At 60.7% G+C, this 24,290-nt stretch carries 42 protein-coding genes; 37 read left to right on the forward strand and 5 right to left on the reverse strand.

Annotated elements, in window-relative coordinates; genetic code table 11:
* Nucleotides 1-3: 3 nt before the first annotated feature.
* Together AC3WOY_RS26475 and AC3WOY_RS26480 are read right to left on the reverse strand one after the other, a co-directional pair.
* Complete coding sequence (locus tag AC3WOY_RS26475) at nt 4-279, reverse strand: hypothetical protein (RefSeq protein ID WP_492429461.1); 276 nt, start codon at nt 277-279, stop codon at nt 4-6.
* A 3-nt stretch (nt 280-282) separates the two neighbouring features.
* Nucleotides 283-573, reverse strand: coding sequence for a hypothetical protein (locus AC3WOY_RS26480; protein ID WP_492429462.1), 291 nt, complete (start codon nt 571-573; stop codon nt 283-285).
* A 375-nt stretch (nt 574-948) separates the two neighbouring features.
* Here AC3WOY_RS26480 and AC3WOY_RS26485 point away from each other — a divergent pair, with 375 nt between their 5' ends.
* From AC3WOY_RS26485 to AC3WOY_RS26600, 24 genes are all read left to right on the forward strand, one after another.
* A complete protein-coding gene (locus AC3WOY_RS26485) occupies nt 949-1,149 on the forward strand; it encodes a hypothetical protein (RefSeq protein WP_492429463.1) in 201 nt (66 codons plus the stop codon).
* 62 nt (nt 1,150-1,211) lie between these two features.
* A complete protein-coding gene (locus tag AC3WOY_RS26490; protein ID WP_492429464.1) occupies nt 1,212-1,574 on the forward strand; it encodes a hypothetical protein in 363 nt (120 codons plus the stop codon).
* Between the two features lie 109 nt (nt 1,575-1,683).
* Nucleotides 1,684-1,953, forward strand: a complete 270-nt coding sequence (locus tag AC3WOY_RS26495) for a hypothetical protein (protein WP_492429465.1) — start codon at nt 1,684-1,686, stop codon at nt 1,951-1,953.
* A 6-nt stretch (nt 1,954-1,959) separates the two neighbouring features.
* A complete protein-coding gene (locus AC3WOY_RS26500) occupies nt 1,960-2,292 on the forward strand; it encodes a hypothetical protein (protein ID WP_492429466.1) in 333 nt (110 codons plus the stop codon).
* A gap of 68 nt (nt 2,293-2,360) precedes the next feature.
* Complete coding sequence (locus tag AC3WOY_RS26505; RefSeq protein ID WP_492429467.1) at nt 2,361-2,810, forward strand: hypothetical protein; 450 nt, start codon at nt 2,361-2,363, stop codon at nt 2,808-2,810.
* 18 nt (nt 2,811-2,828) lie between these two features.
* Entirely contained in the window at nt 2,829-3,107 is a 279-nt protein-coding gene (locus tag AC3WOY_RS26510; RefSeq protein WP_492429468.1) for a hypothetical protein, read from the forward strand.
* Nucleotides 3,108-3,121: 14 nt separating this feature from the next.
* On the forward strand, nt 3,122-3,511 hold the full coding sequence (locus tag AC3WOY_RS26515; RefSeq protein ID WP_492429469.1) for a hypothetical protein: 390 nt from the start codon (nt 3,122-3,124) through the stop codon (nt 3,509-3,511).
* Nucleotides 3,512-3,523: 12 nt separating this feature from the next.
* Nucleotides 3,524-4,354 (forward strand): hypothetical protein, encoded by an 831-nt coding sequence (locus AC3WOY_RS26520; RefSeq protein ID WP_492429470.1) that lies wholly within the window; start codon nt 3,524-3,526, stop codon nt 4,352-4,354.
* 5 nt (nt 4,355-4,359) lie between these two features.
* Nucleotides 4,360-4,869, forward strand: coding sequence for a hypothetical protein (locus AC3WOY_RS26525; RefSeq protein WP_492429471.1), 510 nt, complete (start codon nt 4,360-4,362; stop codon nt 4,867-4,869).
* 20 nt (nt 4,870-4,889) lie between these two features.
* The gene (locus tag AC3WOY_RS26530) at nt 4,890-5,198 is read left to right on the forward strand and encodes a hypothetical protein (RefSeq protein WP_492429472.1); all 309 of its coding nucleotides are present in this window, start codon (nt 4,890-4,892) and stop codon (nt 5,196-5,198) included.
* A 4-nt stretch (nt 5,199-5,202) separates the two neighbouring features.
* Complete coding sequence (locus tag AC3WOY_RS26535; RefSeq protein ID WP_492429473.1) at nt 5,203-5,409, forward strand: hypothetical protein; 207 nt, start codon at nt 5,203-5,205, stop codon at nt 5,407-5,409.
* Between the two features lie 80 nt (nt 5,410-5,489).
* Nucleotides 5,490-5,840, forward strand: coding sequence for a hypothetical protein (locus AC3WOY_RS26540; RefSeq protein WP_492429474.1), 351 nt, complete (start codon nt 5,490-5,492; stop codon nt 5,838-5,840).
* 21 nt (nt 5,841-5,861) lie between these two features.
* On the forward strand, nt 5,862-6,086 hold the full coding sequence (locus tag AC3WOY_RS26545; protein WP_492429475.1) for a hypothetical protein: 225 nt from the start codon (nt 5,862-5,864) through the stop codon (nt 6,084-6,086).
* Between the two features lie 103 nt (nt 6,087-6,189).
* The gene (locus AC3WOY_RS26550) at nt 6,190-6,624 is read left to right on the forward strand and encodes a hypothetical protein (RefSeq protein ID WP_492429476.1); all 435 of its coding nucleotides are present in this window, start codon (nt 6,190-6,192) and stop codon (nt 6,622-6,624) included.
* Nucleotides 6,625-7,047: 423 nt separating this feature from the next.
* A complete protein-coding gene (locus AC3WOY_RS26555; protein ID WP_492429477.1) occupies nt 7,048-7,344 on the forward strand; it encodes a hypothetical protein in 297 nt (98 codons plus the stop codon).
* A gap of 60 nt (nt 7,345-7,404) precedes the next feature.
* A complete protein-coding gene (locus AC3WOY_RS26560; protein ID WP_492429478.1) occupies nt 7,405-7,737 on the forward strand; it encodes a hypothetical protein in 333 nt (110 codons plus the stop codon).
* The gene (locus tag AC3WOY_RS26565; protein ID WP_492429479.1) at nt 7,734-8,180 is read left to right on the forward strand and encodes a phage protein NinX family protein; all 447 of its coding nucleotides are present in this window, start codon (nt 7,734-7,736) and stop codon (nt 8,178-8,180) included. The genes AC3WOY_RS26560 and AC3WOY_RS26565 overlap by 4 nt, the downstream gene beginning before the upstream one ends.
* Nucleotides 8,177-8,365 carry a hypothetical protein gene (locus AC3WOY_RS26570; RefSeq protein WP_492429480.1) on the forward strand — a complete coding sequence of 63 codons (189 nt, stop codon included), beginning with the start codon at nt 8,177-8,179 and terminating at the stop codon, nt 8,363-8,365. The genes AC3WOY_RS26565 and AC3WOY_RS26570 overlap by 4 nt, the downstream gene beginning before the upstream one ends.
* A gap of 345 nt (nt 8,366-8,710) precedes the next feature.
* Complete coding sequence (locus AC3WOY_RS26575) at nt 8,711-9,151, forward strand: hypothetical protein (protein ID WP_492429481.1); 441 nt, start codon at nt 8,711-8,713, stop codon at nt 9,149-9,151.
* Complete coding sequence (locus tag AC3WOY_RS26580; RefSeq protein WP_492429482.1) at nt 9,148-9,294, forward strand: hypothetical protein; 147 nt, start codon at nt 9,148-9,150, stop codon at nt 9,292-9,294. The genes AC3WOY_RS26575 and AC3WOY_RS26580 overlap by 4 nt, the downstream gene beginning before the upstream one ends.
* Before the next feature lie 17 nt (nt 9,295-9,311).
* The gene (locus AC3WOY_RS26585) at nt 9,312-10,184 is read left to right on the forward strand and encodes a hypothetical protein (RefSeq protein ID WP_492429483.1); all 873 of its coding nucleotides are present in this window, start codon (nt 9,312-9,314) and stop codon (nt 10,182-10,184) included.
* A gap of 5 nt (nt 10,185-10,189) precedes the next feature.
* Nucleotides 10,190-10,384, forward strand: coding sequence for a hypothetical protein (locus AC3WOY_RS26590; protein WP_492429484.1), 195 nt, complete (start codon nt 10,190-10,192; stop codon nt 10,382-10,384).
* A gap of 9 nt (nt 10,385-10,393) precedes the next feature.
* Nucleotides 10,394-10,633, forward strand: coding sequence for a hypothetical protein (locus AC3WOY_RS26595; protein ID WP_492429485.1), 240 nt, complete (start codon nt 10,394-10,396; stop codon nt 10,631-10,633).
* A 73-nt stretch (nt 10,634-10,706) separates the two neighbouring features.
* A complete protein-coding gene (locus AC3WOY_RS26600) occupies nt 10,707-11,111 on the forward strand; it encodes a YoqU family phage-derived protein (RefSeq protein ID WP_492429486.1) in 405 nt (134 codons plus the stop codon).
* 20 nt (nt 11,112-11,131) lie between these two features.
* Here AC3WOY_RS26600 and AC3WOY_RS26605 read toward each other — a convergent pair whose 3' ends face one another.
* Nucleotides 11,132-11,359 carry an SH3 domain-containing protein gene (locus AC3WOY_RS26605; RefSeq protein ID WP_492429487.1) on the reverse strand — a complete coding sequence of 76 codons (228 nt, stop codon included), beginning with the start codon at nt 11,357-11,359 and terminating at the stop codon, nt 11,132-11,134.
* Between the two features lie 376 nt (nt 11,360-11,735).
* Here AC3WOY_RS26605 and AC3WOY_RS26610 point away from each other — a divergent pair, with 376 nt between their 5' ends.
* The 3 genes from AC3WOY_RS26610 (at nt 11,736) to AC3WOY_RS26620 (ending at nt 15,974) form a co-directional block, all read left to right on the forward strand.
* The gene (locus tag AC3WOY_RS26610) at nt 11,736-13,526 is read left to right on the forward strand and encodes a hypothetical protein (RefSeq protein ID WP_492429488.1); all 1,791 of its coding nucleotides are present in this window, start codon (nt 11,736-11,738) and stop codon (nt 13,524-13,526) included.
* 408 nt (nt 13,527-13,934) lie between these two features.
* Nucleotides 13,935-15,491, forward strand: a complete 1,557-nt coding sequence (locus tag AC3WOY_RS26615; protein ID WP_492429489.1) for a hypothetical protein — start codon at nt 13,935-13,937, stop codon at nt 15,489-15,491.
* 120 nt (nt 15,492-15,611) lie between these two features.
* A complete protein-coding gene (locus AC3WOY_RS26620; protein WP_492429490.1) occupies nt 15,612-15,974 on the forward strand; it encodes a hypothetical protein in 363 nt (120 codons plus the stop codon).
* A 56-nt stretch (nt 15,975-16,030) separates the two neighbouring features.
* Here AC3WOY_RS26620 and AC3WOY_RS26625 read toward each other — a convergent pair whose 3' ends face one another.
* A complete protein-coding gene (locus AC3WOY_RS26625; protein WP_492429491.1) occupies nt 16,031-16,828 on the reverse strand; it encodes a hypothetical protein in 798 nt (265 codons plus the stop codon).
* Between the two features lie 250 nt (nt 16,829-17,078).
* On the opposite strand from AC3WOY_RS26625, the gene AC3WOY_RS26630 reads away from it, so the two are divergent.
* Together AC3WOY_RS26630 and AC3WOY_RS26635 are read left to right on the forward strand one after the other, a co-directional pair.
* Nucleotides 17,079-17,408: a hypothetical protein gene (locus tag AC3WOY_RS26630; protein WP_492429492.1), complete on the forward strand. Its 330-nt coding sequence runs from the start codon at nt 17,079-17,081 to the stop codon at nt 17,406-17,408.
* A gap of 13 nt (nt 17,409-17,421) precedes the next feature.
* On the forward strand, nt 17,422-18,672 hold the full coding sequence (locus AC3WOY_RS26635; RefSeq protein WP_492429493.1) for a DNA methyltransferase: 1,251 nt from the start codon (nt 17,422-17,424) through the stop codon (nt 18,670-18,672).
* A 2-nt stretch (nt 18,673-18,674) separates the two neighbouring features.
* Here the strand turns inward: AC3WOY_RS26635 and AC3WOY_RS26640 are convergent, their stop codons facing one another.
* Nucleotides 18,675-20,882 carry a hypothetical protein gene (locus AC3WOY_RS26640; RefSeq protein ID WP_492429494.1) on the reverse strand — a complete coding sequence of 736 codons (2,208 nt, stop codon included), beginning with the start codon at nt 20,880-20,882 and terminating at the stop codon, nt 18,675-18,677.
* Between the two features lie 247 nt (nt 20,883-21,129).
* On the opposite strand from AC3WOY_RS26640, the gene AC3WOY_RS26645 reads away from it, so the two are divergent.
* The 8 genes from AC3WOY_RS26645 to AC3WOY_RS26680 all read left to right on the forward strand — a co-directional run bounded on the left by AC3WOY_RS26645 (nt 21,130) and on the right by AC3WOY_RS26680 (nt 24,287).
* On the forward strand, nt 21,130-21,336 hold the full coding sequence (locus tag AC3WOY_RS26645; RefSeq protein ID WP_492429495.1) for a hypothetical protein: 207 nt from the start codon (nt 21,130-21,132) through the stop codon (nt 21,334-21,336).
* Nucleotides 21,337-21,357: 21 nt separating this feature from the next.
* Nucleotides 21,358-21,552 (forward strand): hypothetical protein, encoded by a 195-nt coding sequence (locus AC3WOY_RS26650; protein WP_492429496.1) that lies wholly within the window; start codon nt 21,358-21,360, stop codon nt 21,550-21,552.
* A 9-nt stretch (nt 21,553-21,561) separates the two neighbouring features.
* Complete coding sequence (locus AC3WOY_RS26655; RefSeq protein WP_492429497.1) at nt 21,562-21,984, forward strand: hypothetical protein; 423 nt, start codon at nt 21,562-21,564, stop codon at nt 21,982-21,984.
* Nucleotides 21,985-22,010: 26 nt separating this feature from the next.
* Nucleotides 22,011-22,238 carry a hypothetical protein gene (locus AC3WOY_RS26660; RefSeq protein ID WP_492429498.1) on the forward strand — a complete coding sequence of 76 codons (228 nt, stop codon included), beginning with the start codon at nt 22,011-22,013 and terminating at the stop codon, nt 22,236-22,238.
* 74 nt (nt 22,239-22,312) lie between these two features.
* Complete coding sequence (locus AC3WOY_RS26665) at nt 22,313-22,612, forward strand: hypothetical protein (protein ID WP_492429499.1); 300 nt, start codon at nt 22,313-22,315, stop codon at nt 22,610-22,612.
* A 105-nt stretch (nt 22,613-22,717) separates the two neighbouring features.
* A complete protein-coding gene (locus tag AC3WOY_RS26670; protein WP_492429500.1) occupies nt 22,718-23,206 on the forward strand; it encodes a hypothetical protein in 489 nt (162 codons plus the stop codon).
* Between the two features lie 14 nt (nt 23,207-23,220).
* The gene (locus tag AC3WOY_RS26675; protein ID WP_492429501.1) at nt 23,221-23,412 is read left to right on the forward strand and encodes a hypothetical protein; all 192 of its coding nucleotides are present in this window, start codon (nt 23,221-23,223) and stop codon (nt 23,410-23,412) included.
* 257 nt (nt 23,413-23,669) lie between these two features.
* Entirely contained in the window at nt 23,670-24,287 is a 618-nt protein-coding gene (locus tag AC3WOY_RS26680) for a hypothetical protein (protein ID WP_492429736.1), read from the forward strand.
* The last annotated feature ends 3 nt before the right edge of the window (nt 24,288-24,290 follow it).

Consider the following 24,290-nt stretch of genomic DNA (forward strand, 5'->3'; position numbering starts at 1 on the left):
CGATCAGCCCTGCTCGTCCGGTTTGTTGTTGTCGCGGTTCTCCGCGTACAAGCGTTCATACGACTGCTCGACGCGCACCCACTCGCGCAGCATCGCCATGCGTTCGCTACGTTGCGCAGTTGCCCAGCGGGCCTCGTAGTCGCCTGCGAACACCATCCCGGCAACGCCGCCGTCGGTAATGCCTGCCTTTTCCTGCAGCCCGTAAAGTGCCTGATCCACGTCATCCACCGCGCTTGCGGCTTCGAGATCGGCGTCGGTGAGCACACCGATGTTTTGCATGATTTATGCGACTCCCACAGATGCGTTGTTCAATTGAATGAGACCCAGGCGCCACGACATCTTCAGCGGCCACGCATTGCTGGCCATGAACATGTACCAGCGCCCGTTGGTACCAGCCTCCAGCATCGCTTTCTTGACGGCCGCGGCAGACTTGGCGGCGGCTACCCATCCTGCGCCATTGCGCAGCGGGTAGGCGATCCAGTCGCGGTGCGAATAACGCGCCCTATGCCGGGCGTGCGCTGTGGCCGTGCCGCAATCGGGGAATTGCTCGCTAGTGGTGGTTTTCTTTGCCATGGTCGATGCCTTTCTTGGTCTTGACACCACATTACCGCGCCGGCGGCCTGCATTCCAATTCCGGCGCTGGCATCGTCCCGCAAAGTTTTTTTCTGAAAATTCACATTCGTACCTATACGGGAGAGTCAGCCATGCGGACTGGCGTAACCATCCACCCTGTATAGGAGAATCATCATGCCGAACTGGCCCCTCATCACCGTCGCTCTTGTCGTCATGTTCATCCTGCGCCACTGCTCTTAAGCGTCAGGGCGCAAACCCACCGGCGCCGGTTGACTCGGGTCAAGACAATCGGGAAAGGCCTGCGCCGGGTCTTCAGGTATTGCACTTCTCGCCGATCTTCAAGGGATGACATCCCCATTGCATGGAATACCGAAGATGATGCATCTTTTGCACTTTCACACCGCGCCGCAGCTCGTCCAGGACACGCCCTCCGTGCGCCATGCGCCTTGCGCTGCTTCGCCGGCTGCTGCCGCCTTTCTCGATGAAGTGGTGTGTCACCTGAAAAACCGGGACTTGGACGACGAGCAATGCATGCGCGCGGTCCGGGAATGCATTGCCCGTGTCACTGCCTCCTGAACGAAAAATTGCAATGCCCTCATGCGTCCGTATAGTCGAACGCACCAGAAACAGGAGGGTTCATGCAGCTCCACCACCATTTCGTCTACCGACAACCCCTGCTTAGCGGGCACGGGTTCCAATTGGCGACCGACATCATCGGCTTCGGCGCCTACATCAAGTACCGACAGCATCTCGGGTATCCGTGGGTGCAAATCGAGAACCGCTTCCGCAAGGACGCGCTGTTTTCTTCTCCTGACCAGGCGATCCGGGTCCTGCAGCGTTGCACTGCCGGGGTCGAGGCGGAGGTGCGGCCGGTTCGCATCCTCAAGCCCTATTCGTCACGCCATTACGCTGATTTTTCTGAGTTGGAGGCCTTCACCGACGGCTGGCCGCGCCCCCCGGTGGATACGGCGATACCGGTGATTCTTCCCGTGGATCGATAACACCCGCCGCTTCACGAAAACGGGGTCATTTCGCGGTTGCTTCGGAAATTTGATCCCAGGACGTGAGTTGGTATTGTGATCTGGTCACTCAACAACCACAGGAGAATTCATGACATCGATTACCGCCTTTGCTGTCTCCCAAACCGACGTTGCTGCTGTACTGGCGCGTAACATCGCCGACGTCCAGTGCGCCGAGGTCCGCACGCTCGATGGTCTCGCCGCATCCGTATACGACTCAATGACTGCCGGCGACCATGAGCGCGTGGCGCGCGCTGCACTGCAGGCGAGCACGGATCTGGACAAGCAGACCGATAGCGCGCACGAAGCCCTTGCGGAACTGATGCGCGAACGCGGCGTGCTGGCGCAGTCGTTTCACTGAATTTTCATGCCAGCTTCCACCAAATCGCTGAGAAGCAAGGTCAACGGCTCCGATCGCCGTGCGCGTGCGGCAAACCGTGCGATGTCACGCCTGAGTGCTAAAAGCGGCCCGCTCACCCCGGAGGAAAAGCAATCCCTGCGTAGGTTGCGCCGCTACGTGCACAAGATGTTCAACGCACGCTTCCGGTTTGAGCGACGGGTCTGCAAGAGCAACGGCGTACCCCCGCAACCTCCCCTCATGCGCAGCACTTTCAGGCGGATTGCCACGTATCGCCGAATTAACCGCGTGAACGGGCCAGAGGCAGCAGCAGAGTTTCTCCTTGCTGACTGCCAGGCGTAATCCCGCGCATTTTTTGACTTCACATTTTCGAGCGGTAGGCTGTAGGCATCACTGGAAAGGACACCGTCATGCAAGCCATTCTCAACGCCTTCGAGGCTTTGAATCAGGACGACGAAACGCGTGCGATTGCGGCGTTCAAAGGGATGCCTCGTAGCGAACGAGTACGTGTAGCGGCGACCCTGCGCAGCCTTTGTAACCTGCTCGAGTCGGATTCGAAGTTCCAGCCGATCCTGTTTTCGGCGCCGTTCCGCGTCTGGGTGGAAACGCAGGAACAGTCTCGGCTGGTGCAGGAAAAGCTCCATTCCTTCGGTTGTGGACAGCATTACGGGTCGTATCCATTGGCCAAGGACGTCGTTGATACGCCGGGTGTGCGCGGCATTTTCGTAGGCACGCGGGGCGCGATCAGCGTATCCCTGGCCCAGGACGGCAAGGACTATTTCGATAACCACGAATGGAAACCACTGACGGTAGAGCAGATCCTTGCCGCCGCGTCGCCGCAAGACCTTCTCAGTAGGTAAGCCAGACGTTATGCTTGCATGTTGGAAACACGTAATCATGGAAAAATGGCCTTCCTGCTGAACAGCCGGTACTTCGCGGTCTCCGCCGTGGTCGTTGCGATCGCCGCCGTGGCGTTGATGCGCCTGCTTGCGCCCGACCCTGTCCGGATCGGACGGCCTGCGGTCCATCACGTCGCAGTCAAGAAGCTTGAACCGGAGTGCTTCATTGCCGGAACGCTGGGCGAAGGCCGGATCCATTACCGCCACATGAGTTGCCTCTACCGCGACGGCCGTGTCGTGGAGACGCCAATCAGATAAACAAGGACATACGTATGCGCTTTGAGGAACTGGCTCCCGGCGACCGATTCAAGGCGCAGGGCTCTCTATGGTCCAAAATCGACGCCGGGACCGCCCGCCGTCACAGCAACTGGAGCATCCTACTGGGCGAGCACGGCCACGGATACAAAGATCCAGTGTGCTCGTTCGCCGGCGGCGATGAGGTTTCCTTCGAGCCGGTTGACGCCTCCCATGCATCCGCGCCCTGCACGGACCTGCCGCCCGAGAACCTCATTGTCCTGACCAATCTGGGTGAGCACTACCAGAGCGGCGGGATCTGGTTCAAGTGGTGGCCGGACATGCAGCGCAGCAGCATCACCGGCATCAAGAACCAGTCCGGGATCACGTCGTGGAGGGCGGTTTCCCCTGCCCGCTACGCACGTTAGACTGCTACCGACATGACCTCACCCTTCCGCGTAGCCGCCATCGCCTGTTGCCTGACTGCCTTTGCCGGGATTGCCTGCGCCAGCGAAGCAGCGCTTCCCCCGCGCGCGAACGCCGCCGACTTGTTCAAAGCCCTGAAGGCAGCCAAGGTCGACGCGCCAGCTCCGGGCGAGAAAAGCGACGCACTCGCCGCCCGCCGCGCGACCTTCCAATACGAGAAGCAGTCGCTCGGTGACGAGATGATGGTGACCTTCTCCCCCAGCGCCGTCACGAACTGCCAGCGCACGGTCGACGAGGCGCGCGGCATGCTCGCCTTTCAATGCACGTTCAAAAGCGGCCAGGGCGAGCGCGCCAAGGGCCTGCTGATACCGCTGTCGCAGCGCGCCGTCGGGCAAGGACATTACCTTGCTGCCAACGCCGCGAACCGCCGTGTCACGATCGAGCGCCGCGAGATCGGGCGCACCGGCGTTCTTGCCGTGACGACCACGGTGCAAAACTTCAGCGAGTCCACCCTGTCCGTGTCGGACATCCCTGTTCCATCCGGTAAGTTCGCGCAGGAATGGGCACAACTGCAGGTGGGCATCGTCTTTAAGCCGCAGCCGCCCTATGCGGACGTCGATTTCGAGGGCAAGAACGCCACATTAGCCGACCCGTACGAGTTCAGCGTACGCACGGAAGCCCTTGTCGGCCACGTCGCCATGGTGCACGTCTTGCGCAAAGGCGAGCGGAAGCCCGTTGTGAGCCTGCGGCCGCTACTGCAAAGCAATGGCCAGTCCGGCGCCGTCGGCGCCATGATGTTTGAACCGGTTGCGCCCGAGACGGCAAAACCGGCTGTCACGGAGTAACCGCAATGGGTCTGAATCACCTCGAAAGCCTGGTCGCCGAATGGTTCGAGTTTCGCGGCTACTTCGTGCGTCGCAACGTCCACGTCGGAAAGCGCCCGGGCGGCGGCTGGACGTGCGAGCTGGACGTCGTGGCTATCCATCCGGAAACAAAGCACCTTGTCCACGTCGAACCTTCGATGGACTCGAACACGTGGGACAAGCGCGAAGAACGGTACACGAAGAAGTTCGCCGCCGGGCGCAAGTACATCCCGCAGATGTTCAAGGGCGTGGACGTCCCCATGGACATCGAGCAGATCGCGCTTTTCGGCTTGGGCAGCGGCACCACTGAGCGCAAGAAGATTGGCGGCGGCCGCATCATGATGATGCCGGAGTTCCTGCAGGAGGTACTCACCGGACTGAAGGACAAGCGCATCGAGCGCGAGGCCATTCCGGAGCAATTTCCGCTACTGCGCACGCTGCAGTTCGTCTGCCAGCACGAAAAGCGCCTCTTCCCGCTCGGCGCAGCAGCCGAATAGCCTCCACCATGAAAACAGCAATGACAACGCAAATTGCTTACGAAGCGCTGGACGCCCACGGGTCGCCTTTCGTTCGTCCCGCAAGGAAGATCCACGAACTACCGACACCGCAGCACCGCATGGACGCATGCGCAAGCGCAACCGCAAGCATCGAGCGACGGCTCGGCCAGAAAGCACAGCGCCGGATCCGGTTCGCCGCGCCTGTCTATACCGTGTTCATGACCCGCCCGGAAGCGGAGAAGCACCGCGACCGGGATCTGCTCTTCACGCTAGGGTACGACCTGCCGCTGTCGTTCTGCCCGGAGCTGCACCCGCACCCGCATCGATGAGACAGTGACACCGGCGAGCCGGTCGTTCAATGGCGCACCATGCGCGGTCCTCGGCCGGGAGTATTCCGACAGGGGGCCGTTTGTCCGCATACGCCTGGTGGATGGCGTCGAAAAGCGGGTGCGTCCGTGGGACGTGGAACCGAAGATGACGATCTACGCCGCCGGCGAGCCGCGAAAGAGCACCCGTCCGCCCGGCGAATGTCCGTGGTGACGGCGCGTCAACGGACTGCAATAATGGAAGCTTCGGGCAATACCATCACTGTCCTAACAATCGACAAGGGAAACGAGACCATGGCTGGAAACGACATCGGATTCAAATGCTTGCGCAAGGCTGTCACGGGAATTGCAGGGGCCGTCGGCCGTGAACCGGTCCACACCCAGTTCCCCTCCGTCGATCTCGACCTGGCGCTGGAAACCATCCCTGAAGCCATGCGCGAGAAGGCGATGGAGTGGTACATCCGCGGCATCAAGCGCGGCATGGCCAAGGCGACGCAGATGATGGCCGACGGCGAGATCACGATGGAAGGCGACACTGTCGTCGCGCCGGCAAAAATGAAGGTCAGGGTGCGGACCCGCCACGCCGGCGGCGACTGGGAAAAGCACGAGATCACCGTCAAGGCCGACGAGATCGGCTTCGAGTAACGCCACGACCGGGAGAGCAAGGTGTTTTTCCAGACAAAACTCGGCACCTCGTTACTGTGGGCCGCAATTTACGGCACCGGTGCTGCCCTGGCGTGCTTTCTCCTGACCGGCCTGTTCGTTATGTCGACCGATGCGACGCCCGGACAAGTCTGGGAGGCGGCAATCAGCGCCAATGCTGCAATGGTCATCCTCTGCCACATCATCGGGTTCTTCCAGGGCCGCAGGCGCTTCAAGTCCCGCCAATAAGCCTATTCCGCCGCGCACGTCACCCGGCGCGTTTTCTTGAAATAGAGGCCCCGATCGGTACGATGGACTGCATCACTGCAACCCGTCTACCGAGGAGCCCATCATGTACGTCCGACTGCCGAACGGGAAAATTGCCAAGCCCGATGCTAACAACCACATCACCGTTACCGTCCGGGTCGACCTGAGCAAGTTCATCGACAACGACCTCGAAGGAATTCTGGACCATCTTTCCGAGGAAGCCTGTGGAAGCACGTGCATGGGCAATCTCAACTACGTCGTGACCGGCGCGGAAGGCAATGAGCTGACGCTCGAAGTCACCGGCGACCTGTCCATCGTTGACGTCGAGGAGATCGACGAGCAAGACGTGCCCGAGATCGAGTGGGACGTGGCCATCAGCCGCAGTGGCGTGGGGTTCAACGCCGTGCGCGTGTCGGCACGCTGCGAGAGCGAGGCGATCGGCAAAGCCGATGACGCGGCCGGCAGCCTCGAGTATTCCGAGAAGATCGCGCACTACCGCTTCGAGGCCTTGGCGGTATAACGCGTCGACTCTGCCTGCGGCGCTGACCCGAGGAAGTGCCGCGGCGCCCCCATCCGCAAGTCCCCAATTCCCCGAAATACGGTTATCCCGTCGTTGTTGCAGTAGCTCTCAACCACCCCTCTCCGCCTTCCATGCCCGTCTGCGCGCCCGCCGACCCTTCGAACGTGAAAGCGCCGGGCGTAAAAAGGGGGGAGAAGCCCCCCAAGCGCGGCAACCGAGTCGCACAGATGAGGCAGAGCCGGGTTTCACGCACTGTGCTCGCTGCCAGCAGGATTGGCCGAGCGTAGAAGTGCCGCACATCAGCGTCGAAATGGGAACACCCCGCCCGCGCCGGATGGAAGGCTGCAACAACTGTGGCACTGACGCCCACCTGGTCGACACCGAACAACCCGTCTTCACACCGACATGAAAGGAGTTCTCACTGTGACAGCACAACAGCAACTGGTTGCCGCCCTGACCCGACTTTTCAGCGAACAACTGGTCGGCGTGTATCCGATCAACGACCATTTTTTCAACCCGCTGCAGTATGGGGATTTCGCGGATGCCCGCGCGAGAGCGGCCGAGGACGGGGCGACGGTATTGGTGGAACTGCCCTTCAGCCAGCAGACGTTCTACTGCTTCAACCGGCACGGTGAACTGACCGGCTCCATCGAGTGCTTCGAGGAGCAGGGCGCGTCTTACTGTAGTGCCGCCACGCTGGTCCCTCCAAGTGCCGGCTAACCGCGTCGCAGCGCGGGCGCGCTTTCTTGATTTAGCACCCTTGGTCGGTATAGTGGATTCATGACCTTTCAGGAGAACGCCAACATGCCCCAAGCCGCCGACTTTACCGTCCGCATATCCGTCATGCTCGTCTACGGGCAGTGGGACCGCTGGAACTACTTCGTCAAGGACGACCGCAACAAGCCGGTATACATGACCTTTGACGAGGCCAAGGCAACGATCGACGAGGATCTTCAGGAGTTCGCCACGGCGCTGGCTGAGAGCGAAGACGGTAGCGCCGAGGACGAATTCCGTTACGTCATCGTCGACCGCGGCGGCAACCAGAAGTACTACGCCGATACGTTGCGCCTGCCGGGCCGCACGATTACCGAGCCGGAGGAGTGCCCAGTATGAAGGTAGCCGACCTTACCGGTGTGCTGCTCGATTACTGGGCCGCGCGTACCGCATGCATCGACGCCGTCGTTTCCGACCTTTATCCGGACGGCAGTCGAGCGATGTTGCTCTATTACGGACGGGACGCCGCGGCCAAACTGCTCGATGGGCGCATTTATTCCCCGTCCACAAACGATGCCGAAGGCAGCGCGATCATCGGCCAGTATTGGATAGGACTGAACCGCCCGATCCGGGGACAGGCAAAGCCGCTTTGGTGCGCGTTGGCGGACTACGTCGGCCTGCGCCGCCCCTCGGCGCTCTACCAGCCCGTCGTCGTCCAATGGGGCGAGACCCACCTGATCGCCGCGACGCGGTGTTTCGTTGCCATGCACCACGGGGAGGAGGTGCCCGACATCGTCCTCGCCGCCGGGATGGCCACATTGACGGACAAGGAGGCCACATGATCGCCGCCAACATCCATTTTGAAGGGAAAACCACGGAAGACCTTCTCATGGCGCTCGAGGAGGTCACGCGCAAGGTGCGCGAAGGTTTTACGTCGGGCTTTGACCGTAACGAGGACGGCTGCTTTCACTTCGACCTTCAGGGATCGGAGGAGCCGCAGTCGCCTGAACTCCCAAACCGGGGTTAGTCGGTGGGCAGCTGAGTCGGCCAACTGACCGGTCCGCACCTGCAGGCCGGTCCTGCCCGGCGCCCGGTGACGCTGCAACCGCACCACGTGGCCAAGCCCTGTCGCTTGGCCCCCTGCCCTTCGCGCTTACGTCGGCGCGATCACGATGTCCTTCCTCACGCTGCGTATTAGCTGCTGATATAGCGCCGTTACGCGCACTGCTCCTGTTTGCCCCCGAAGCACTGTGTCACAGGACGCACCGCGCTTCATTTCTCATCCCATTCCTGCTCGGTGCGCTTTCTTGAATTAGCACCCTTTTTCGGTATGTTGGACTCATCGAATCAAGTCATTCAACAGGAGGAAACGATGAGCACGATGGACCAAGCGGCAAACCAGCTTCCCGAAGATGGGGTCAATTCGAATCAGGAGTTCGGCACCGTCAATATTTCGATCAGCGTGCGTTACCTGCTCAACAGCGAGACCGCAGACGCGATGGCCGACGAGCTGGAACGCGAGGTGCGTCGCGCCATCGAGAACGGCATGCTGACCGGCACGACCAGTGCGGCCGTCGAGGAGCACTGTGTCGATATCTACCCCGTCACCCAGGAGGCCGCCGATCTGGACGAGGACGAAATCGCCAGCTGGATCTCCAAGCGCTTCGAGTACGGCCTCTTGAACCTCGAAGACGTGCCCTTGCGCATGGCACGTTACGCGATCGCGGAGCCGGGCCGTATGCGCGAAGAGATTCTCGAGCGCATGCAGATGGAACACGAAGAGCACTTCTCGCACGCAGAGGAGCCGACATGATCTTCATCGTCTGCATGTACGGGCGAACCGCGCCCCGCACGTCAGTGCAGATCGTCGCTGATCACCTTCTGGCCGCGTGCGAAGCCGCCCGAACGCGCTATCCGTTCTCCCATATCAGCCGCTGCTGCCTGCTGAACAACTGACAACCAAGGACATCTTTATGAACGCACTTCCCACTGCCCCCATCGCCCTTACCTTCGTTCGCCAGGAGGGCATCGAGCTGACGACAATGGCAATCCTGCTCGTGCGCAGCGCCCACGCGACAAAGGATGACACGATGGCCGCCCTCGAAGCGGCGGTCACCAAATGGGTCGAGACCACCGAACTGGGCCGCTCCGTGTGGGAGTCGTCGTGCTCGGACCTCAATATCGGTGATCTGAACGGCCACGACGCCTTTTTCGATCCCGACTTCACAAAGATCCTCGCGGACAATGGCATCGCCTACGTGGATTGCCATATGGCCGACAGCGAGAGCGCGTTTTCCTTCGACCGGGTGCTGGCGCATCCCGAAACGCCGCTTCCGGATCTGCAGGAGGCCGTACCGGTGGAACCACAGTTCGCCACCATCAAGGAGTTGGCAAAGCTGACAAACGAAGAGGACCGCAAAGCTTCCCCGGTGATCACGCTTACCCTCAACGAATTTGACGACCAGGGCATCGCCGTTGATACCAGTACCTGCGATGTCACGGTCAATCAGGCATCCGAGATCATTGACCATGCGGCGCAACTGGTCCTGCTGCAGCGCGAACGCAAGCCGGTCACGCAGGTCCTCGCGCAGCTCGATGCCGCCCTGAGCGACGCCGAGGTAATCCGGGCGGCCCCCGACGTGCGGCAATGGGCAGCAAACGCCACGAATACTGACAGGGACCAGTGGGAGTTCATCGAGGGCCGGGACACCGGGGTGGGGACCGACTACTGGATGCGAAATACCGTTACCGGGGTCGTTGCCTACGCGTGCGTGGACCAAGGCGAGGTGATCTCTCTGTCTGTGGAGGCTGATGACGATCCGGTGTATGAGGATGACGAGGAGTAAAAGCGATGAGTGCGGATTCGATCATGGCCGAACTCCACCAAGCCGACGCCGAGGGTCTGCTACGCCGCGCGCTTGAAGCGGTCCAAGCCGGCAAAGCGGAGGCTTGCGCCCTGCTGCCCCGCATCGAGAACAGCGTGCGCCAGTGGAAGCAATCACGCGGCACTGAGCAAAACCAACCCGCCCCCGGTCATCAAGGATAGGAGCTGAAGATGGGTCGTTATAAAGACAAGCTGATCCGCATCAGCGTTCGACTTCAAAGCAACCCGAGCCGGCTGGTCATGTGGTACTTCGACCTCAACGACGAAGCGGCAAAGGCACTGGATCTGTGCGCCAACCACTCGGGGGTGTTCGATTACTCGAATTGCCAGTTGCAGGGCGACCCCCCTGATGGGGACGTCATCAGCGACTTTTCTGAGTTCGAGAACTGGGTCCTGGAGAACACACTGTGAGCATGGTGGTTCCATCTGGCCATTACGGCCAGCGAGGCAACAAAGGCCCAGGATCGGTTCGGGGGGTCGCGCCGTGAGCCGCAAGACACAAGCCAAGGCGGCTCGGCTGGCCGCCGCCAACCGGGTCATCACCGCCATCGCTTCACAAGGCACGCGGCTGTTTTACTGTGACCAGACAAAGCAGACGGCCCGTTTCGAGATCGGCAACCAGGGGCAGATCCTGCTGATCGACCACCACACCGGGTGGCCCGTCTATGTGGCATCAAAAGGGGATTGGCCAGGCTTTAGTCATTGCGAGCCACAGCGGGAGGTCGTCGAGGCATTGCGGGATTACATCCGAAGCGGCGATCCGCTTCCGGGTGGGCTATTTGGCGACAGCGCCGCGCCGCGGTGGGAATACACTGCAGAGGAGATGGGCGCTGTACGGCGGGACATTTTCACAATACCTGGTTTGCAAGTACAGGCGAGCTACCCTTAAGCGGCGGCTCTCGATCTACCTCACCCCGCCGGCCTTCCCGCCAGCGTCGCCAGCCTGGCTGCAATTGCACTGTTGAATTGCGGCCACTCCTCGTCCTTCACCTGAAGGCTGCCGCTCCAAAACCCTTCCTCCACCGCTTCGTTGATGTCCTGAATTTCGCGGCAGTGCTGCGCGTGCCCGACCGCATCGAGCGCGTCTGCAAAGCGCGTGAACCGCCGAGCGGCTGGCTGGTGGTGAAATGGGGACATCAGGGGGCTCCTTTTCCACCATGATCGCACGTCACCACATGCAGTCAAGATGCCGGGTTTGGTTGCCCTGTCCAAAGGAACGGCGAATAGCGTTGACGCCACACCTTCGGCGTCGCGGCGCTTCCATGCCCTTCCGTGGTCGCAGTGCTTCCGCCATGGCGTTTGCAGCATCAGGAAGCGGTGTATCGGCATAACGGCAATCGTTCCGCTGTCGCGCTGTCTCGGCCTCTGCTCCCCCGTCGGTACGCAAAAACCGATGCACATCGGCACCCGAAAACCGGCGGAAAGCCAGTATTCATGCGGGTTTCCGGCCCCTCCGTAATTGGAATTTGCGGTGCTGTTTTCGGAAAATTGATCCATCCTTCAGGAGCACAGCATGGGCAAATTAGACCGCAGCATTACCCTCTCGCACACCATGGGGGTCGACATCCTCCGTCACCTTTCTGGCATGTCACCGTTACCGGAAACCGGCATCCTCGCCGGTCAGGCCGTCGCCTCCTCGATCCTCGACCTCTGGGGCGACGGCGGCGGCATCTACAACGATATCGACGTATTCCAAGTCGGCGACGACCGCGACCTGCGCCGCTCCTTTGGCCGCGCGCAGCACATGGAGTCGCACACGGTCACCTACACCCGCGCGCAGTTGGGCTATGACCCATATCACCAGATGACGTTCGTCGGTACCGAGCGCGTCTATCACGTGCTCTTCTCCGAGCGGGAAGGCATGGTCAACCGCGTCGCCTGCGACAGTACCTCCTTCACCGCCGGACAGGTGATCAGTTCCTTCGATCTGAACTGCGTGCAAGTGGGCATTGACCTCGCCTCCCAGCAGCTTGTCTGGAGCAACGCCTTCGCGCAGTTCCTCAAGGGCCGCCAGATCGAAGTGGTGAACCTGCAAACGCCGTTGCACACCGCGTTGCGGTATTTCAAGAAGCTCGACGAGATCAACGGCGCATACGGCGACGACGACTTCGCCATGCACCTCTGCGGCATCCCCATTGAGGGGATGAAACGGTGGCACTTCTCTGGGGAGCAGCACGGACAGGTCTATACCGCCAAGCGTTTCGGCTCCAAGCATGCCGACATGTGGCTCCAGTACGTCGACCACATCGGCCCCTATTTCGACCTCGTAGCGGACGGGAAGCTGCACAGTATGAAGCCGGTGTTCCAACTGCGCCCCGAAGCGGAAGAGATCGCGCGCCGCTCTTCTTCAACCGAGCTTGCGCACGCCGCCCCGCGGCTCCTGCGCGAAGCGTTGCGCCCGCGCAGCAAGAAAGTGTCAGTGCTCGTGGATGGCTTCAAGGAGCGCTTCAACTTCAATGACGCCATCATGATGTGGTGCGACGAAGCGCCGAGTCAGTACCTGCGCGGACACGTGACCGAGCGACACGCGACGTCGGTCAACAAGCTGGTGCGCGAGCATATCAACATATGGGCGGCGCTCGACGGCCTCACCCTCGATCAGCAATATCAGGCCCGCCAATGGATCACCGCCGAAGCGCGTGCCAAGGGCAAATGGGTGTACGGTTACGTCGAAGTGCTGGCCACCGCCGCCGATATGCAAAGCAAAGAGACCTTCGATGCGTTCATGGCCCGTGAGGTGCCGCACGGGGACGCCGATCTCGTTACACCGCTGCTGCGCTCTTTCTCCCTGTTCGGCTTCAATGTGAGCGAACTGACCACGGCCACCGACCTGATGGAGCACGGCGAGTGGATGTCCCACTGCGTTGGCGGCTATGCGCCTGCGGTCAAGCACGGTCGCAGCCGCATCGTCCAGATCCGCTACCAGAACGATCCGAAGATGTCGGCGACGCTGGAACTGCGCAAGTGGCCCGGCACCCGCCGCTGGTACACGGCCCAACTGCGTAGCCACAGGAACGGCTACGCGACCAGCAAGGCGGACTTCGTTGCCGACGTCGTCGAAGGCTGCCTCAACAATCCACGGTTCGGCCTGCTGGCGGGCGCGGGCGTGGCGGTGCGCCGGTACACCCGCAAAGTGCAGCGCAACACCCTTTACCGGTTGTCGACATGGCGGCGCGAGAGGGCGCGCGTCCTGCGCGGCGGCGTGCACACGGCGTGGCTCGCCCTTGGCCGGATGCTGGGTATCGACGTTGACGAGTATCAGCGTGCTTTGAAGCACTCGTGTGACGACTCTATTCCGTTCTGACAAGCGCCTTTTGTACCGGCGGGAAAGCAGCCCTGACCAAGATCAGGGTTTTCCCGTCTGAAGTGGAGAAGCGCCCTTCCCCTCACTATACTTGCTGCTGAAAAACATTCTCTCCAAACTACCCCTGTTGCACTGATACATGCAAACCACACTGAAGCAAGCAGCAAAGAGATTCAGCGACCTCCTAAAGAAGCGGCGCCTCTTCACCGAGGCAGGCAACATCGCCAAGTTCCACGGCTACGCGATGATCGAGATCGACCTGCGTAATCCCGACTTGAAGGCGGCCCGACAAGCAAGGGGGAATGTGGCGATCCGGCGTTACTTGCCCCCGAACACGTCCAGGCGATACAGCAGTACTGCGCGACCCACCCGTCCTACAGTCGGTTGCGCTATGAACGGGAGGCAGCTTTGAAAACCCGGCGTGAACTGAAGTTTCAGGAGGAAGAGTATGCCCAGGCGCTGTCGACACTGGTCGACATGGTTCCGGAAGAGGCATGCCGAGCCGGCGATGCACTGTTTTACGAAACAACGGAGGGGCGCTGGGATCCGACCTCCTTGTACTCGGCCCGGCGTCTGTCCTTACCCAGCCACATGAAGCGGTTATGGGTCACAACGCTGGTCGTTGCCGTTTTCGCCATACTCGCCACACTTTCGCACTACATGCTGCACCCGCAAATCAACTTCGCGGCGATGGCTGCGGTGTTTGTCGGTGCCTCATGGCTTGTGCATGCATCAGCCGCGCGCAAACGCGAGATCGCTCGCATAAAGACCGATCGAGGGTACCTGTATGACAAGGCCGTCGGACTGGCGCGCATGATGCAGCTTCCCCACGTTTCCGATCTCTCCTATGACCTGCTCAAGCAACTCTCGATGCGCACCCAGAAGCTAGCGCGATGGCTGCCTGAAGCTGAGATTGAATTACGCAGAGCGCGCAAGGAATACCACAGCCTCGTCGACATTCATAACGAGTATCACCAACGCCGCGCCGAACACGCAGAACTCGAGAAGGAACGTGACGCATTTGAGCAGGCCAATCCCGTCCTCGGCAAAGCGGCCGCCTTGTACCGTGATGGGGAGCGCACTTCCTTCGTTTTCCAAACATTGACCGAGTATCGGAAAACCATTCCCCGCTACAAGGACGTCGACTATGCAATGCGCAGTCATGAGGACTTTTTCAAGGAAAAGGGTGTCGCGCTACAACATCTGGAATTGACAGGTGCGTTACTTGCAGTGAAAGCCTCGAATACATCGAACGACTTCATGCTCAGTGGTGCTCATTATGTGTACAAGTTCGGGAGTGCGGAACAGTGGGCGCAGGCCGATTTACGCCACCCTGAGGCGATGGGAGAGCAAGATGCCCGCTGGTACCGCGGGCTTGCCCTGACCATCGTCCCGGCCTTCGCCGCCTTGATCGTAGACGCCGTCTATATCGGCACCTATATCGTTGCTGTGCTTGTCGCCCTGATCGTGACGCCCATCCACCTTTTTCTGATGAAAAAGACCCGGGAAGCACAGTCTTGCTATAACCCCGACTATCAGCGCGCAAGCAAAATCCGCGAACGGCTGCAGTTGTTCTCCCTCTCCGACGTGACCTTCCCGTTGATCCGCCAACTTGGTGTGCGCTACGAGTGGCTGGAGCAGAAACGCAAAGAGGAAGAGGAACGCCAGGCGGCAGCTCGACGAGAACGCCGCCGGCGTGCGGAGAAGTATCAAGCCTTCACCGAGGCATTGGAGGACGGCACGGCTACGGCAGAAGACCGGGCGTATTGGGACAGCAACCCGGTGCAACCGGCGGAAGTGCGTTACGTCGAAGAGTACTTACAGCCCGATCCCGAGCCGTGGTCGCCTTCGTTCAACGTCGCCGGCACCACGATGATTGAAGGAACTTGCGTCGACGTCAACGGCAACATGTACGGTTACGACCCCGGCCCGGCCGGATCCTACGATCCCTTCGAAAACACTTAACCCCTCACGCGGGCGGGATGCCGCTGTCCGCCCTCTCCCACACTGCACTGCTCCTGCGGTTATTGGAACTAACGTATCCATTTCGAGAAAATGGACACATCCACTACCAAGGAGCAGAGCATGCCTACTCAAGTCACCCCCGAACGTATCGAAAAGCTCAAGCGGGACGGCTACGACGTCAAGGAATCGAGCACCAAACCCGGCAAGTACCGCTGGTTCCGTAACGTCGACAGCGACGGCGCATCGGTGCCGCCGCTGGACTGCTCGGAAACCGTCTTTGATACCCCAGAAGCCGCTTGGCAAGCCGCCAGCGAGATCGAAGACTGGTCTTCGCATCCGGTGTGCTGCCCGTTCTGCGGCAGCAAAGAACTGGCCATGTCGGATGAATGGCAGGCTACATCTGGCGAAGATGCCGGGAACACAGCGACCCTTCAGGAATACCAGTGCCGCGGCGGTTGCAGCGGTCGATCATTCTGGGCGTAACGCCCTTCCCTTCGGTTATTGCGTGGCGGGCAGAGAATTACCCCTGCCCTTCCTTTCTACGCTGCGGCTTGATGGTGTTCCAGGCTGGCACCAATCTCGACTACGGGATCGGTCAGGTACACGCGGCCCACCTTCGGAAAGATCAGGCGGCCCCAGAAAATGATTTCGTCGCCGGTGGCTTTCCCGTCCTCGACATGGCACAACCGCCCATCCAACGTAATGACCTCCGGATTCAGGTCACCCCATTCAAGCTGACGCCGTCTTCGGCCCGGGTCGGCTGCAAAATAGTCCTCCGCCTCAAGATCAACGAAGACGTTGCACTTGTTTGATGCTTGCATTTGCACTTGAACGACCTCGTCGGCATTCCGGATTATCTCCTGCCCCGGACGCTCCAGGATGTAGGTTTTGACGAAGTGATCCGGGGAGTAGAACGTCCGGCCGCCGCTGCGCGTCACCAGCTCGTCGCAACACGCCCCAACTATGGTAAAGACCGCCTGCCGGTGCTTGGAGACGAACGCTTCGGCAACGCCGATCGTGATGTCGCTGGGTGTATGGTGCGCATCGCGCAGCGCCAGATATGCATACCGCTGATAGCCAAGATCCGGATCGAGCACCACCAGCGGATCCACTGTCATGCGCGGGGCGCTCAAAGGCGTGACCATCCGGATATCCGACGCGTCGTCGATCAGTTCGTCCAGATGCTCATACGCATAGAGCGCCGCGCAATATTGCCGCAGCCGTCCATGCGAGATCATTGGATCGTCTTTGGCATAGCCCCATCCCAGCAACCGCCGACGGGCATGGCGAGCCGATTCAGAAAAAAGGGTGTTGTGGTGTAACGGAAGGGAAGTCATAGGTTCTCCACAAAATGATGGCAAGAGGCGACGCGGCGCAACCGCGAAGGATGCAAAATGCCTACGTCGTACCGTTTCAATGGCCTGTGGAGAACGCGAAGCGTCCGGGCGGGCCAGCCCTGCTAAAAATATACCCCCGCCCCGCTGGCGGCGTCAACCGGCCTGCTCAGGCCGTTTTCTTGAATTTGGCCCCTCGCCCGGTAGCATCGTTTGTAAAGCATCTGCCAATACGACACCCCGGAGAAACGCCATGTCCTCGACCAACCGCCGCCCAATCGGCTTATTCAATCCAATGCTTGCTGCCATGACCGGACGTTGGGCCAAGCGCCCCGTATTCGAGTCCGATCGCTTGCTGCGCGCCGCAGCGCGCGTGATCCGCCGCCGTAAGCTGCCAATCAAGCTAGTCAACCTGAAGTTCGAGCGCTGCGACAAACGCAGCACGACCACGTGGGGTCACGTCGCCACAGCGCAGCTTAACAACGCCACGCTCGCGCGCCGCCGTGGTGACTACGGCCTTGCCCGCGTGCTCCTCAAGGAAGCGCGCGACGCCATTCGCCTTTCCCGCCCTGTTGCCGCCTGACGGAGCCCCGGCCATGACAACAGCAAATGCCAAATTGCGCCAGGCGCAAATGATCCTCCCGCTGCTCGAAGCCCTTGAGGAAAGCGGCGGTAAGGCAACGACACCGGAACTGTACGATATGGTCGCCAAGAAGATGGCCGTGCCGGAAGATGTGCGGTCCAAGCGCATCGATTGCGGCCGCGCGCACGTCATCAATGAGTTCGAGCGCGAGGTGCGCTGGGCGCAGCAGCGCGCCAAGCTGCAGGGGCTGGTCGAACCGCAGGATAAGCCGTATTGGCGTCTCACCGGCAAGGGGAAGAATGCGCTGACCCAGGCCACGCCCGGTCTCGTCATCACCATCTTTACGACGGACAAGGGCGTCGCCTTGTGGGGCTCGTGCGAGGAGGCGATCGGCCTGCTCGACGACGGTTCCATCAACCTGATCTTCTCCAGCCCGCCCTACCCGTTGCTACGCGAAAAGGCGTACGGCAACAAGGACGCGCGGGAGTACATTGACTGGTTCCTGCGCCTGGCCGAACCGTGGGCACGCAAGCTCACCGGCGACGGCAGCATCGTCATCAACCTCGCCGATGTCTGGAACAGCGGCGAGCCGACCATCAACCTGTACCAGGAGCGCCTGCTGATCAGGCTGGAAGACGAGTTCGGCTGGAAGCTCCAGCAGCGGTTCGCTTGGCAAAGCCCGACGAAGCTACCCAGCCCTGCCCAGTGGGTCACGGTCAAGCGGGTGCGCGTCAAGCCCTCACTGGAACAGGTCTACTGGCTGTCTCCCAACGACAACCCCTACGCCGACAATCGCAACGTGTTGCGCCCCTACTCCCAGGCGATGCTCGACCGCCTGGCCGCTGGCGGCGAAAAAGGCGCGAACCGGCCGAGCGGCCATGCACTGGCGGCCGGCGCGTTCGGCAAGGACAACGGCGGCGCGATCGCCGACAACCTGATCGTGGCGTCCAACTCGGAATCGAACTCGGACTACATCCGGCTGTGCAAGCAGCAAGGCCTGCCGGTGCACCCCGCGCGCTTCCCGGCTGCACTGGCGGAGTTCTTCATCAAGCTCACGACCCGCTCGGATGACCTCGTGTACGACCCGTTCGGCGGCAGCGGCACCACTGCTCGTGTAGCGGAGACGCTGGGACGGCGCTGGGTGACGTCGGAGATGATGCGCGAATACCTCGAAGGCATGCGCCTGCGGTTCTTCGGCCCGCCTTCCGACACCTGTGCACGGACCGCTGCACCCGGCCCGCGGCAATTAGCAATGGCGCTGTAAGGTCACATTGAGCGATGGACGATCTTGCCTAACACCCGTAAGGCAGGATCAGTCCGTTCGTCGTAGCACGGATACACGAGGCGACAGTTCTCGATCCCATTGGCAACATCGTCAAACAAGGCCTCGTGCACATACTTAGCCAGCCGCTCGACGGCTTCACCTTTCTCAACGGTCAGTTCAGCGTGCTCCTCCGGATTAGACCAATCCACGAACTGCGCCGGACGGCCATCCATGACCAGGTGGCGTATCCGCGGGTACATCTTTTTGAGCACACGCACAGCCTCCGCTAGACACGTTCGGCCAGAGCCTGCTGGCGCACTCGCATGCCGCTCCCAGCACAACACGGCCAACATGTCACCCTGTTCAAAAAGTTCCGGCACAAAGTCCTCGTCCCCGTCGGCGCCCGGCAACAAGGCATCCATGAGCAGCAAATCAGCCTCCGACAGTTGATCGGCCATCGTGGCAAGATCGTATTCTTCAACCGATCCCTGCAGTCGCGGTTTGCGTGCATAGAGCGATCCAACGGCGACGGCCTGGAGGGCGTCGTGATCTCCAAAGAGCCGGGCCTCCCACTCATAGCCGTTGAGGCAGTCATTTTCAGCATCGTGTAAACGCGCCACCTTGACAACAAGACGGCCGCACTCCAAGTCGACTTTCTTCTCATTTACCGCGCCGTCACGGCTCCCCCGGTTAGGTGAGAACATGACGGGGTCCCATTCGAAGAATCCCTCCGGGCCGCGACCCCGCACGAACAGATCGCGCAGGGGTTTGCGCTCGTAGTGTTTGAGTGTCTCCCGCCAGAGGAGTTGTTCGATGACCGATAATGCGCCGTCCGCTTTGATGGCTTCACCAATCGTCGCTTGGGTGTAACCGGCATCGCGCAGCAATGTTTCTTGTTCGATTGCCGCCTCGGAGCTGGGGTAAGCGTATCTCAGGAGCGTCTCACCGATACACTCGCGTACGCCAGGACGGCATAGCTGTTCAAAGACGAGCTGCCGGATTGTTCGTCGCTTTCCCCCGGTGTTGATTTCCCCTGCATCCAGAAAGTCGCGCAGTGTCATTTGCAAATCGAATGGCTTGTTACCGCGTGCAGCGAGCGCCAGGACCTCCCCGACGATCCCATCGAGTGTTACAGGCCATCCGTCTAAGCGCCCGTTTTCATGGTATTGAAGCGGACGGCCTTGTGCCCACCTTTGAGAGTATTCCTTTCGAACTGCATTCATTATGGCCGGCGTAGGGATGAAACCCCCGAGATCAGGCGGATGCCGCATGAGCCGGGACAATGGAAGGTGGCGCAGCATTTGATACCAGGTGCCCCAGACGATATCGACGAACATCTCGGCGTCCTGCGATTTGGATAGCGCGGCTAAAAACGCCTCCGCGCTCTTGCTGCCTTTCCCCGTACCCAATGCCTTGCTTACCTGCCGCCCCAGATCGGGAGTCCGTTTCATTAGCTCCTGGTAAGCGAGGGTGGCGACCGCTCGCGCCCGCTCACCGATGAAAAGCGTAAAGCGGTCCATTTGATGCAGGTTGGCCGGATGGGTGGTATGCAGGTCGGTACTGAATTCCTTGAGAAATTCCTCAAAAAGCATCTGCTCCGGCTGCTGCCATGACTCCTCGGAATACTGGTTCCGCAACATCCCGTTTCCGGCGTCCACCATGCGCAGTACGACATGAGGTTTCGCCAGCTCCGCCGCTATCCACGGTCCGATCGTCTGCACTCCGGCCAGGAAGTCTTGTGTTGCGTACTCTGCGGCCAAGTCGCCGAGCGCGTCAAAGCATGCAGGTGGCAGCTTCGGCGGGTAGTGCTCCTTCACCTTGCGCGTGAGCAGATCAATACGGGCCGTCAACGGCGGATGCGGCAGCGCTGCACCACCCTGAGTGAACATCAGGCTGTACGCGCGGCGCACCCGTTGCATGATGACCTCGCCATGTTCCGACGAATAGGGATTGTCGTCGTGATACCCATACGCCTCGCTGCCAAGGTCCTCGGGTATGGCGTCCCGGAACTTCCAGATCATGTATCCCGGCACATGCAGCACCTTGCCGTTGGAGAACGTAAAGTCGGCTTGCGTGACGTAGTGGGACATCAGCGGGTGCAGCGGCGCCGGTTGCGCAAAGACGAGATCGATATAGTCGACCTCAGGCAATGCGGCGGCGATCTGCGGCAACGCGGCCGCGGCCTGGAAGACGGCGCCGAATTGCGGCATGGATATGACTCTCATCGCTCTCGTTTCTCTAAAGTGCATTGCGCCTCACCCGTTGCGGCGCGCAAACTCTCCACGCTAGCAGAACCACTGCAGCAAAGTCCACGGCTTATAGATCTCATTTTCGTTGATGCGGTGTTGTCAGAATCGCACGGCTACGCCCCAATGGACGGCCCCTTGCGCTTTCTTGAATTAGCACCCTCCTTCGGTATTCTGGACCTATCCCGCTACCGCATTTTGAGGAACGCCCATGCCCACCATCGTCGTCAAGAAAATCCTGCTGATGTCTCCAGCCACCGGAGAGGTCAAAGCGTCATCCTCTCGCACTGTGGAAGGCGAGATCAAAGTCGTTGCCCGAAACCGCTCTACCGTGCGCTTTCGAATTGGCGATGAAGAGTTTGTCGCCTCCGCACGCGACTTCACGAACCGCGCCCAGGGCTTCATTTACGTCGCCTGATACTCGATAACGGAATCGAACATGAGCCACCTCACCATCGCCCTGCTGATTTGGGCCGTCGTCATCCTCTACTTCTTTGGCGGCGCCATGCTAATGCTGCTGCAGTACCTCACCGGCATCACTGCCCGGGTGATGACGTCCAGCCTGCTTATTCTCGCCGGCGGCCTCGGCCTCGTCGGTTACACCGTCTACGCGCTGTTTGTCACCTTCGTCTAAAGGACAGACATGGCCCTCTTCGAGATGAAATATGCCCATTGCGGCTACCGCTGGGGCGATCAGGGAACCAGTGTTGGCGCGGACGAGTGCCCGATCTGCGGCGCACAGGTGCAACCCCATTACGCCAAGGACCTCGTCGAGTGGGAGGTCGTCGTCAACGTTCCGCCTTCGCTGGAGGACGCCGGTCCCGACGAAGGGACGATTCCGCCCGTCTTCGCATACAAGAACAGCAACTATGCCCGCGTGGAAGGCCTGTCCCGAGAGAAGCTTGAGGCAATGCTTCGGCGGGTGTTCGACAAGCACCCGGAGTATCACGACACCGACTATGGCACCGGCCGCTTCGAGGACATGGTTGCGCGCTTCGCCAATGACGACTTTTACAAGTATCACTATGTCGCGCAGCAATACCAGCGACTGACCCTGACCGCATGAACACCACCCACCCCCGAGAACCGACCATGAGCACCGCTACCACTGATACCGCCAAAAAGCCCAGCAAACCGCCGATGACCAACCGTGGCTATGTCCGCGTGCACGGCACCAAGTGTCCGTTCTGCCGATCCGAAGACATCGTCGGCGACGATATCAATGTCGATGGCGGTCAGGCCACGCAGGAAATGAGTTGTAGCGAGTGTGACGCAGAGTGGGAGGACGTCTACCGCCTGATCGGCTACCAGGCGGCATAGCTGCGGTTTCTTGAAATAGCGCCCGACTCCGGTAGTCTGAATTCATCGCCACCGACTACCGAGAGGACGCCGCCATGAATATGATCGCTGAACCCATCCTGCCGGAGCTGCCGCTTGCGGCCGATCCGGTCGACAAGTACCTGCTGCTGGCGGCCGATGGTATGGTTGTGGCCGAAATGACCGAGGAGGTCGGAGAAACGGCTGCCGCTGACTATCTCGCGCTGTGCGTCAACCAGCACGCCGAATTGGTTACACTGGTACGCGAGTTCCTGCTGCACGCCAAGCAAGGCGGCGCGATCGCCGACGCCATCGCTGCTGCCGACCGGCTGCTGGATTCGATCCCCCCTCAATTCCGCTATCTGAGCCATGACTAAACCCGACAAATCGCAATCCCTGACCTGCACGCTGATTGGTGCTACTGCGACGGACCCGGCCGGCGCCGACTATACGCCGCGATCGGTCGTCGTCGACATCCACTCGTGCGCCATTACGGACAGCAACGGAAAGCCGCGCTCCTGTGGTCCGACGCCCCAGCGGACGGGCTGCTCGTCGTGGAAGCAAAATACCGGATTGTCACGCTGGGCCTGGTCAAGGATGGGCAGTTCGCCCGCTTGAGCACCGACTCGGCGGCGCTCCTGCGCGACATCCACGCGGATCTGGACGGCCGGGACAACCCTGTTCCTGTGTCGGCCCAGCAGCTGGATTTACGGCCACAGATCGAGTTCCGGGCGGGCGAGCCGGACGCCAAACCCAACGAAGCGGTGTTGCACGGGCAGATGATGCTCTGCGGCACGCTGTTCCATGTGCTTGCCGTGGAGGTGTATGCCGAGGGCGGCCCCCTGATTGCCGTGAACGAGTCGTACCAGCCTCGCGTGGACGACCAATACGGGTTCGGCGGCATCCCCGCCACTACCCGCATCAACAATCGCACGTACCTGCTCGTGGTCGCACCACAGGCCACGCCCTAACCAAGGAGAACGCCATGCCGATGACCCCGGAACAGCACCGCAACGAGACCAGGCGCATGGAACGGCTGCGCCGCCGGCTGGACAAGAAGTCCAAGGGCAACCTCACGCTGGCCGACAAACTGCAGATCAAGGCACAGATAAAGGATGTCGACGCGAAGCTGCATCAACACAAGCTCCATTATTACGACCTGGTCGAACCGAGCTAAGGCACGACACGCCACCGGCGCGACGGTGTAACGGCGCACGCCGCTGTGAAATGCCCCTCTTTTCGTGAAGTGCTGTAACGCAGGCTCGCCATGCCTGCGGCCCCCCCTCCCCTGTTGTACCGTAACTCCTCGGTGTGACCGCGTCTGGACCTCCTGCCTACCCGAACCCGCCACTGCTTATCGCTGCTGCGTTTTCTTGAATCGGTGACCTACTTCTGTAGTCTGTACTCATCGCCCCAATCTCAGGAGAACGCACGATGTACGCTCAACACCAAGTCAAACCGCTGATCGACCAGGTCGGTGCCCTGTTCAAGAAGGTGATGGATTCGGCCACCACCGGCGACAGCGTCACGGTCCCCTTTGCTGATCTGCAGATCATCAACGCGCATGCGCAGGCACTGGCCGTACTGGAGCAGCGGCTTGTCGTCGCCTGCCACCAGCACCGCTTTGGATCGACGGACTACGTGTTTCTCGCCCCGACATGCACCACCTTCACCGACAACGACTTCAAGGCATTTCTGGGCGACGACTTCGAGGAAGACCGCGACGAGAAGGTCAGCGTCGGCCACGTGTACGAGCTGGAAACGCTTCATGAGATCCAATCGAAAACGCGCTTGAACCAACTCACCTCCGCGTTGCAGCCGCTTGGCTACGCCGTCGTTCCCGCCGGCGACGAAGGCAAGGAATGGCAGTGGACAGCGCCATCCGATGTCAGTACCCAAACGTTCGCCACTGCGCTGGAAGCCGCAGAAGACGCGTGGGCCGACGCGGTGCAACAGACCCGCGCGATCGAGTCGATCACTGACGCCGACTGGGAGTGCATGACGTTTGACCAGCAGACCGAGCGTGTGTTGACTGCCCTCACTGACGACTGAACC

The organism is Noviherbaspirillum sp. FW303-A3 (assembly GCF_058788695.1).

Excerpts from the sequence above, each read along its gene's own strand:
- AC3WOY_RS26640 (WP_492429494.1), bottom strand. The coding sequence starts at position 20,882 with ATGCCGCAATTCGGCGCCGTCTTCCAGGCCGCGGCCGCGTTGCCGCAG.
- AC3WOY_RS26565 (WP_492429479.1), top strand. The coding sequence starts at position 7,734 with ATGAAGGTAGCCGACCTTACCGGTGTGCTGCTCGATTACTGGGCCGCG.
- AC3WOY_RS26540 (WP_492429474.1), top strand. The coding sequence starts at position 5,490 with ATGGCTGGAAACGACATCGGATTCAAATGCTTGCGCAAGGCTGTCACG.
- AC3WOY_RS26680 (WP_492429736.1), top strand. The coding sequence starts at position 23,670 with ATGTACGCTCAACACCAAGTCAAACCGCTGATCGACCAGGTCGGTGCC.
- AC3WOY_RS26645 (WP_492429495.1), top strand. The coding sequence starts at position 21,130 with ATGCCCACCATCGTCGTCAAGAAAATCCTGCTGATGTCTCCAGCCACC.
- AC3WOY_RS26575 (WP_492429481.1), top strand. The coding sequence starts at position 8,711 with ATGAGCACGATGGACCAAGCGGCAAACCAGCTTCCCGAAGATGGGGTC.
- AC3WOY_RS26590 (WP_492429484.1), top strand. The coding sequence starts at position 10,190 with ATGAGTGCGGATTCGATCATGGCCGAACTCCACCAAGCCGACGCCGAG.
- AC3WOY_RS26510 (WP_492429468.1), top strand. The coding sequence starts at position 2,829 with ATGTTGGAAACACGTAATCATGGAAAAATGGCCTTCCTGCTGAACAGC.
- AC3WOY_RS26550 (WP_492429476.1), top strand. The coding sequence starts at position 6,190 with ATGTACGTCCGACTGCCGAACGGGAAAATTGCCAAGCCCGATGCTAAC.
- AC3WOY_RS26490 (WP_492429464.1), top strand. The coding sequence starts at position 1,212 with ATGCAGCTCCACCACCATTTCGTCTACCGACAACCCCTGCTTAGCGGG.
- AC3WOY_RS26660 (WP_492429498.1), top strand. The coding sequence starts at position 22,011 with ATGAGCACCGCTACCACTGATACCGCCAAAAAGCCCAGCAAACCGCCG.
- AC3WOY_RS26595 (WP_492429485.1), top strand. The coding sequence starts at position 10,394 with ATGGGTCGTTATAAAGACAAGCTGATCCGCATCAGCGTTCGACTTCAA.
- AC3WOY_RS26580 (WP_492429482.1), top strand. The coding sequence starts at position 9,148 with ATGATCTTCATCGTCTGCATGTACGGGCGAACCGCGCCCCGCACGTCA.
- AC3WOY_RS26515 (WP_492429469.1), top strand. The coding sequence starts at position 3,122 with ATGCGCTTTGAGGAACTGGCTCCCGGCGACCGATTCAAGGCGCAGGGC.
- AC3WOY_RS26620 (WP_492429490.1), top strand. The coding sequence starts at position 15,612 with ATGCCTACTCAAGTCACCCCCGAACGTATCGAAAAGCTCAAGCGGGAC.
- AC3WOY_RS26635 (WP_492429493.1), top strand. The coding sequence starts at position 17,422 with ATGACAACAGCAAATGCCAAATTGCGCCAGGCGCAAATGATCCTCCCG.
- AC3WOY_RS26495 (WP_492429465.1), top strand. The coding sequence starts at position 1,684 with ATGACATCGATTACCGCCTTTGCTGTCTCCCAAACCGACGTTGCTGCT.
- AC3WOY_RS26655 (WP_492429497.1), top strand. The coding sequence starts at position 21,562 with ATGGCCCTCTTCGAGATGAAATATGCCCATTGCGGCTACCGCTGGGGC.
- AC3WOY_RS26630 (WP_492429492.1), top strand. The coding sequence starts at position 17,079 with ATGTCCTCGACCAACCGCCGCCCAATCGGCTTATTCAATCCAATGCTT.
- AC3WOY_RS26560 (WP_492429478.1), top strand. The coding sequence starts at position 7,405 with ATGACCTTTCAGGAGAACGCCAACATGCCCCAAGCCGCCGACTTTACC.
- AC3WOY_RS26485 (WP_492429463.1), top strand. The coding sequence starts at position 949 with ATGATGCATCTTTTGCACTTTCACACCGCGCCGCAGCTCGTCCAGGAC.
- AC3WOY_RS26675 (WP_492429501.1), top strand. The coding sequence starts at position 23,221 with ATGCCGATGACCCCGGAACAGCACCGCAACGAGACCAGGCGCATGGAA.
- AC3WOY_RS26525 (WP_492429471.1), top strand. The coding sequence starts at position 4,360 with ATGGGTCTGAATCACCTCGAAAGCCTGGTCGCCGAATGGTTCGAGTTT.
- AC3WOY_RS26605 (WP_492429487.1), bottom strand. The coding sequence starts at position 11,359 with ATGTCCCCATTTCACCACCAGCCAGCCGCTCGGCGGTTCACGCGCTTT.
- AC3WOY_RS26585 (WP_492429483.1), top strand. The coding sequence starts at position 9,312 with ATGAACGCACTTCCCACTGCCCCCATCGCCCTTACCTTCGTTCGCCAG.
- AC3WOY_RS26520 (WP_492429470.1), top strand. The coding sequence starts at position 3,524 with ATGACCTCACCCTTCCGCGTAGCCGCCATCGCCTGTTGCCTGACTGCC.
- AC3WOY_RS26665 (WP_492429499.1), top strand. The coding sequence starts at position 22,313 with ATGAATATGATCGCTGAACCCATCCTGCCGGAGCTGCCGCTTGCGGCC.
- AC3WOY_RS26625 (WP_492429491.1), bottom strand. The coding sequence starts at position 16,828 with ATGACTTCCCTTCCGTTACACCACAACACCCTTTTTTCTGAATCGGCT.
- AC3WOY_RS26500 (WP_492429466.1), top strand. The coding sequence starts at position 1,960 with ATGCCAGCTTCCACCAAATCGCTGAGAAGCAAGGTCAACGGCTCCGAT.
- AC3WOY_RS26505 (WP_492429467.1), top strand. The coding sequence starts at position 2,361 with ATGCAAGCCATTCTCAACGCCTTCGAGGCTTTGAATCAGGACGACGAA.
- AC3WOY_RS26530 (WP_492429472.1), top strand. The coding sequence starts at position 4,890 with ATGACAACGCAAATTGCTTACGAAGCGCTGGACGCCCACGGGTCGCCT.
- AC3WOY_RS26475 (WP_492429461.1), bottom strand. The coding sequence starts at position 279 with ATGCAAAACATCGGTGTGCTCACCGACGCCGATCTCGAAGCCGCAAGC.
- AC3WOY_RS26610 (WP_492429488.1), top strand. The coding sequence starts at position 11,736 with ATGGGCAAATTAGACCGCAGCATTACCCTCTCGCACACCATGGGGGTC.
- AC3WOY_RS26650 (WP_492429496.1), top strand. The coding sequence starts at position 21,358 with ATGAGCCACCTCACCATCGCCCTGCTGATTTGGGCCGTCGTCATCCTC.
- AC3WOY_RS26570 (WP_492429480.1), top strand. The coding sequence starts at position 8,177 with ATGATCGCCGCCAACATCCATTTTGAAGGGAAAACCACGGAAGACCTT.
- AC3WOY_RS26480 (WP_492429462.1), bottom strand. The coding sequence starts at position 573 with ATGGCAAAGAAAACCACCACTAGCGAGCAATTCCCCGATTGCGGCACG.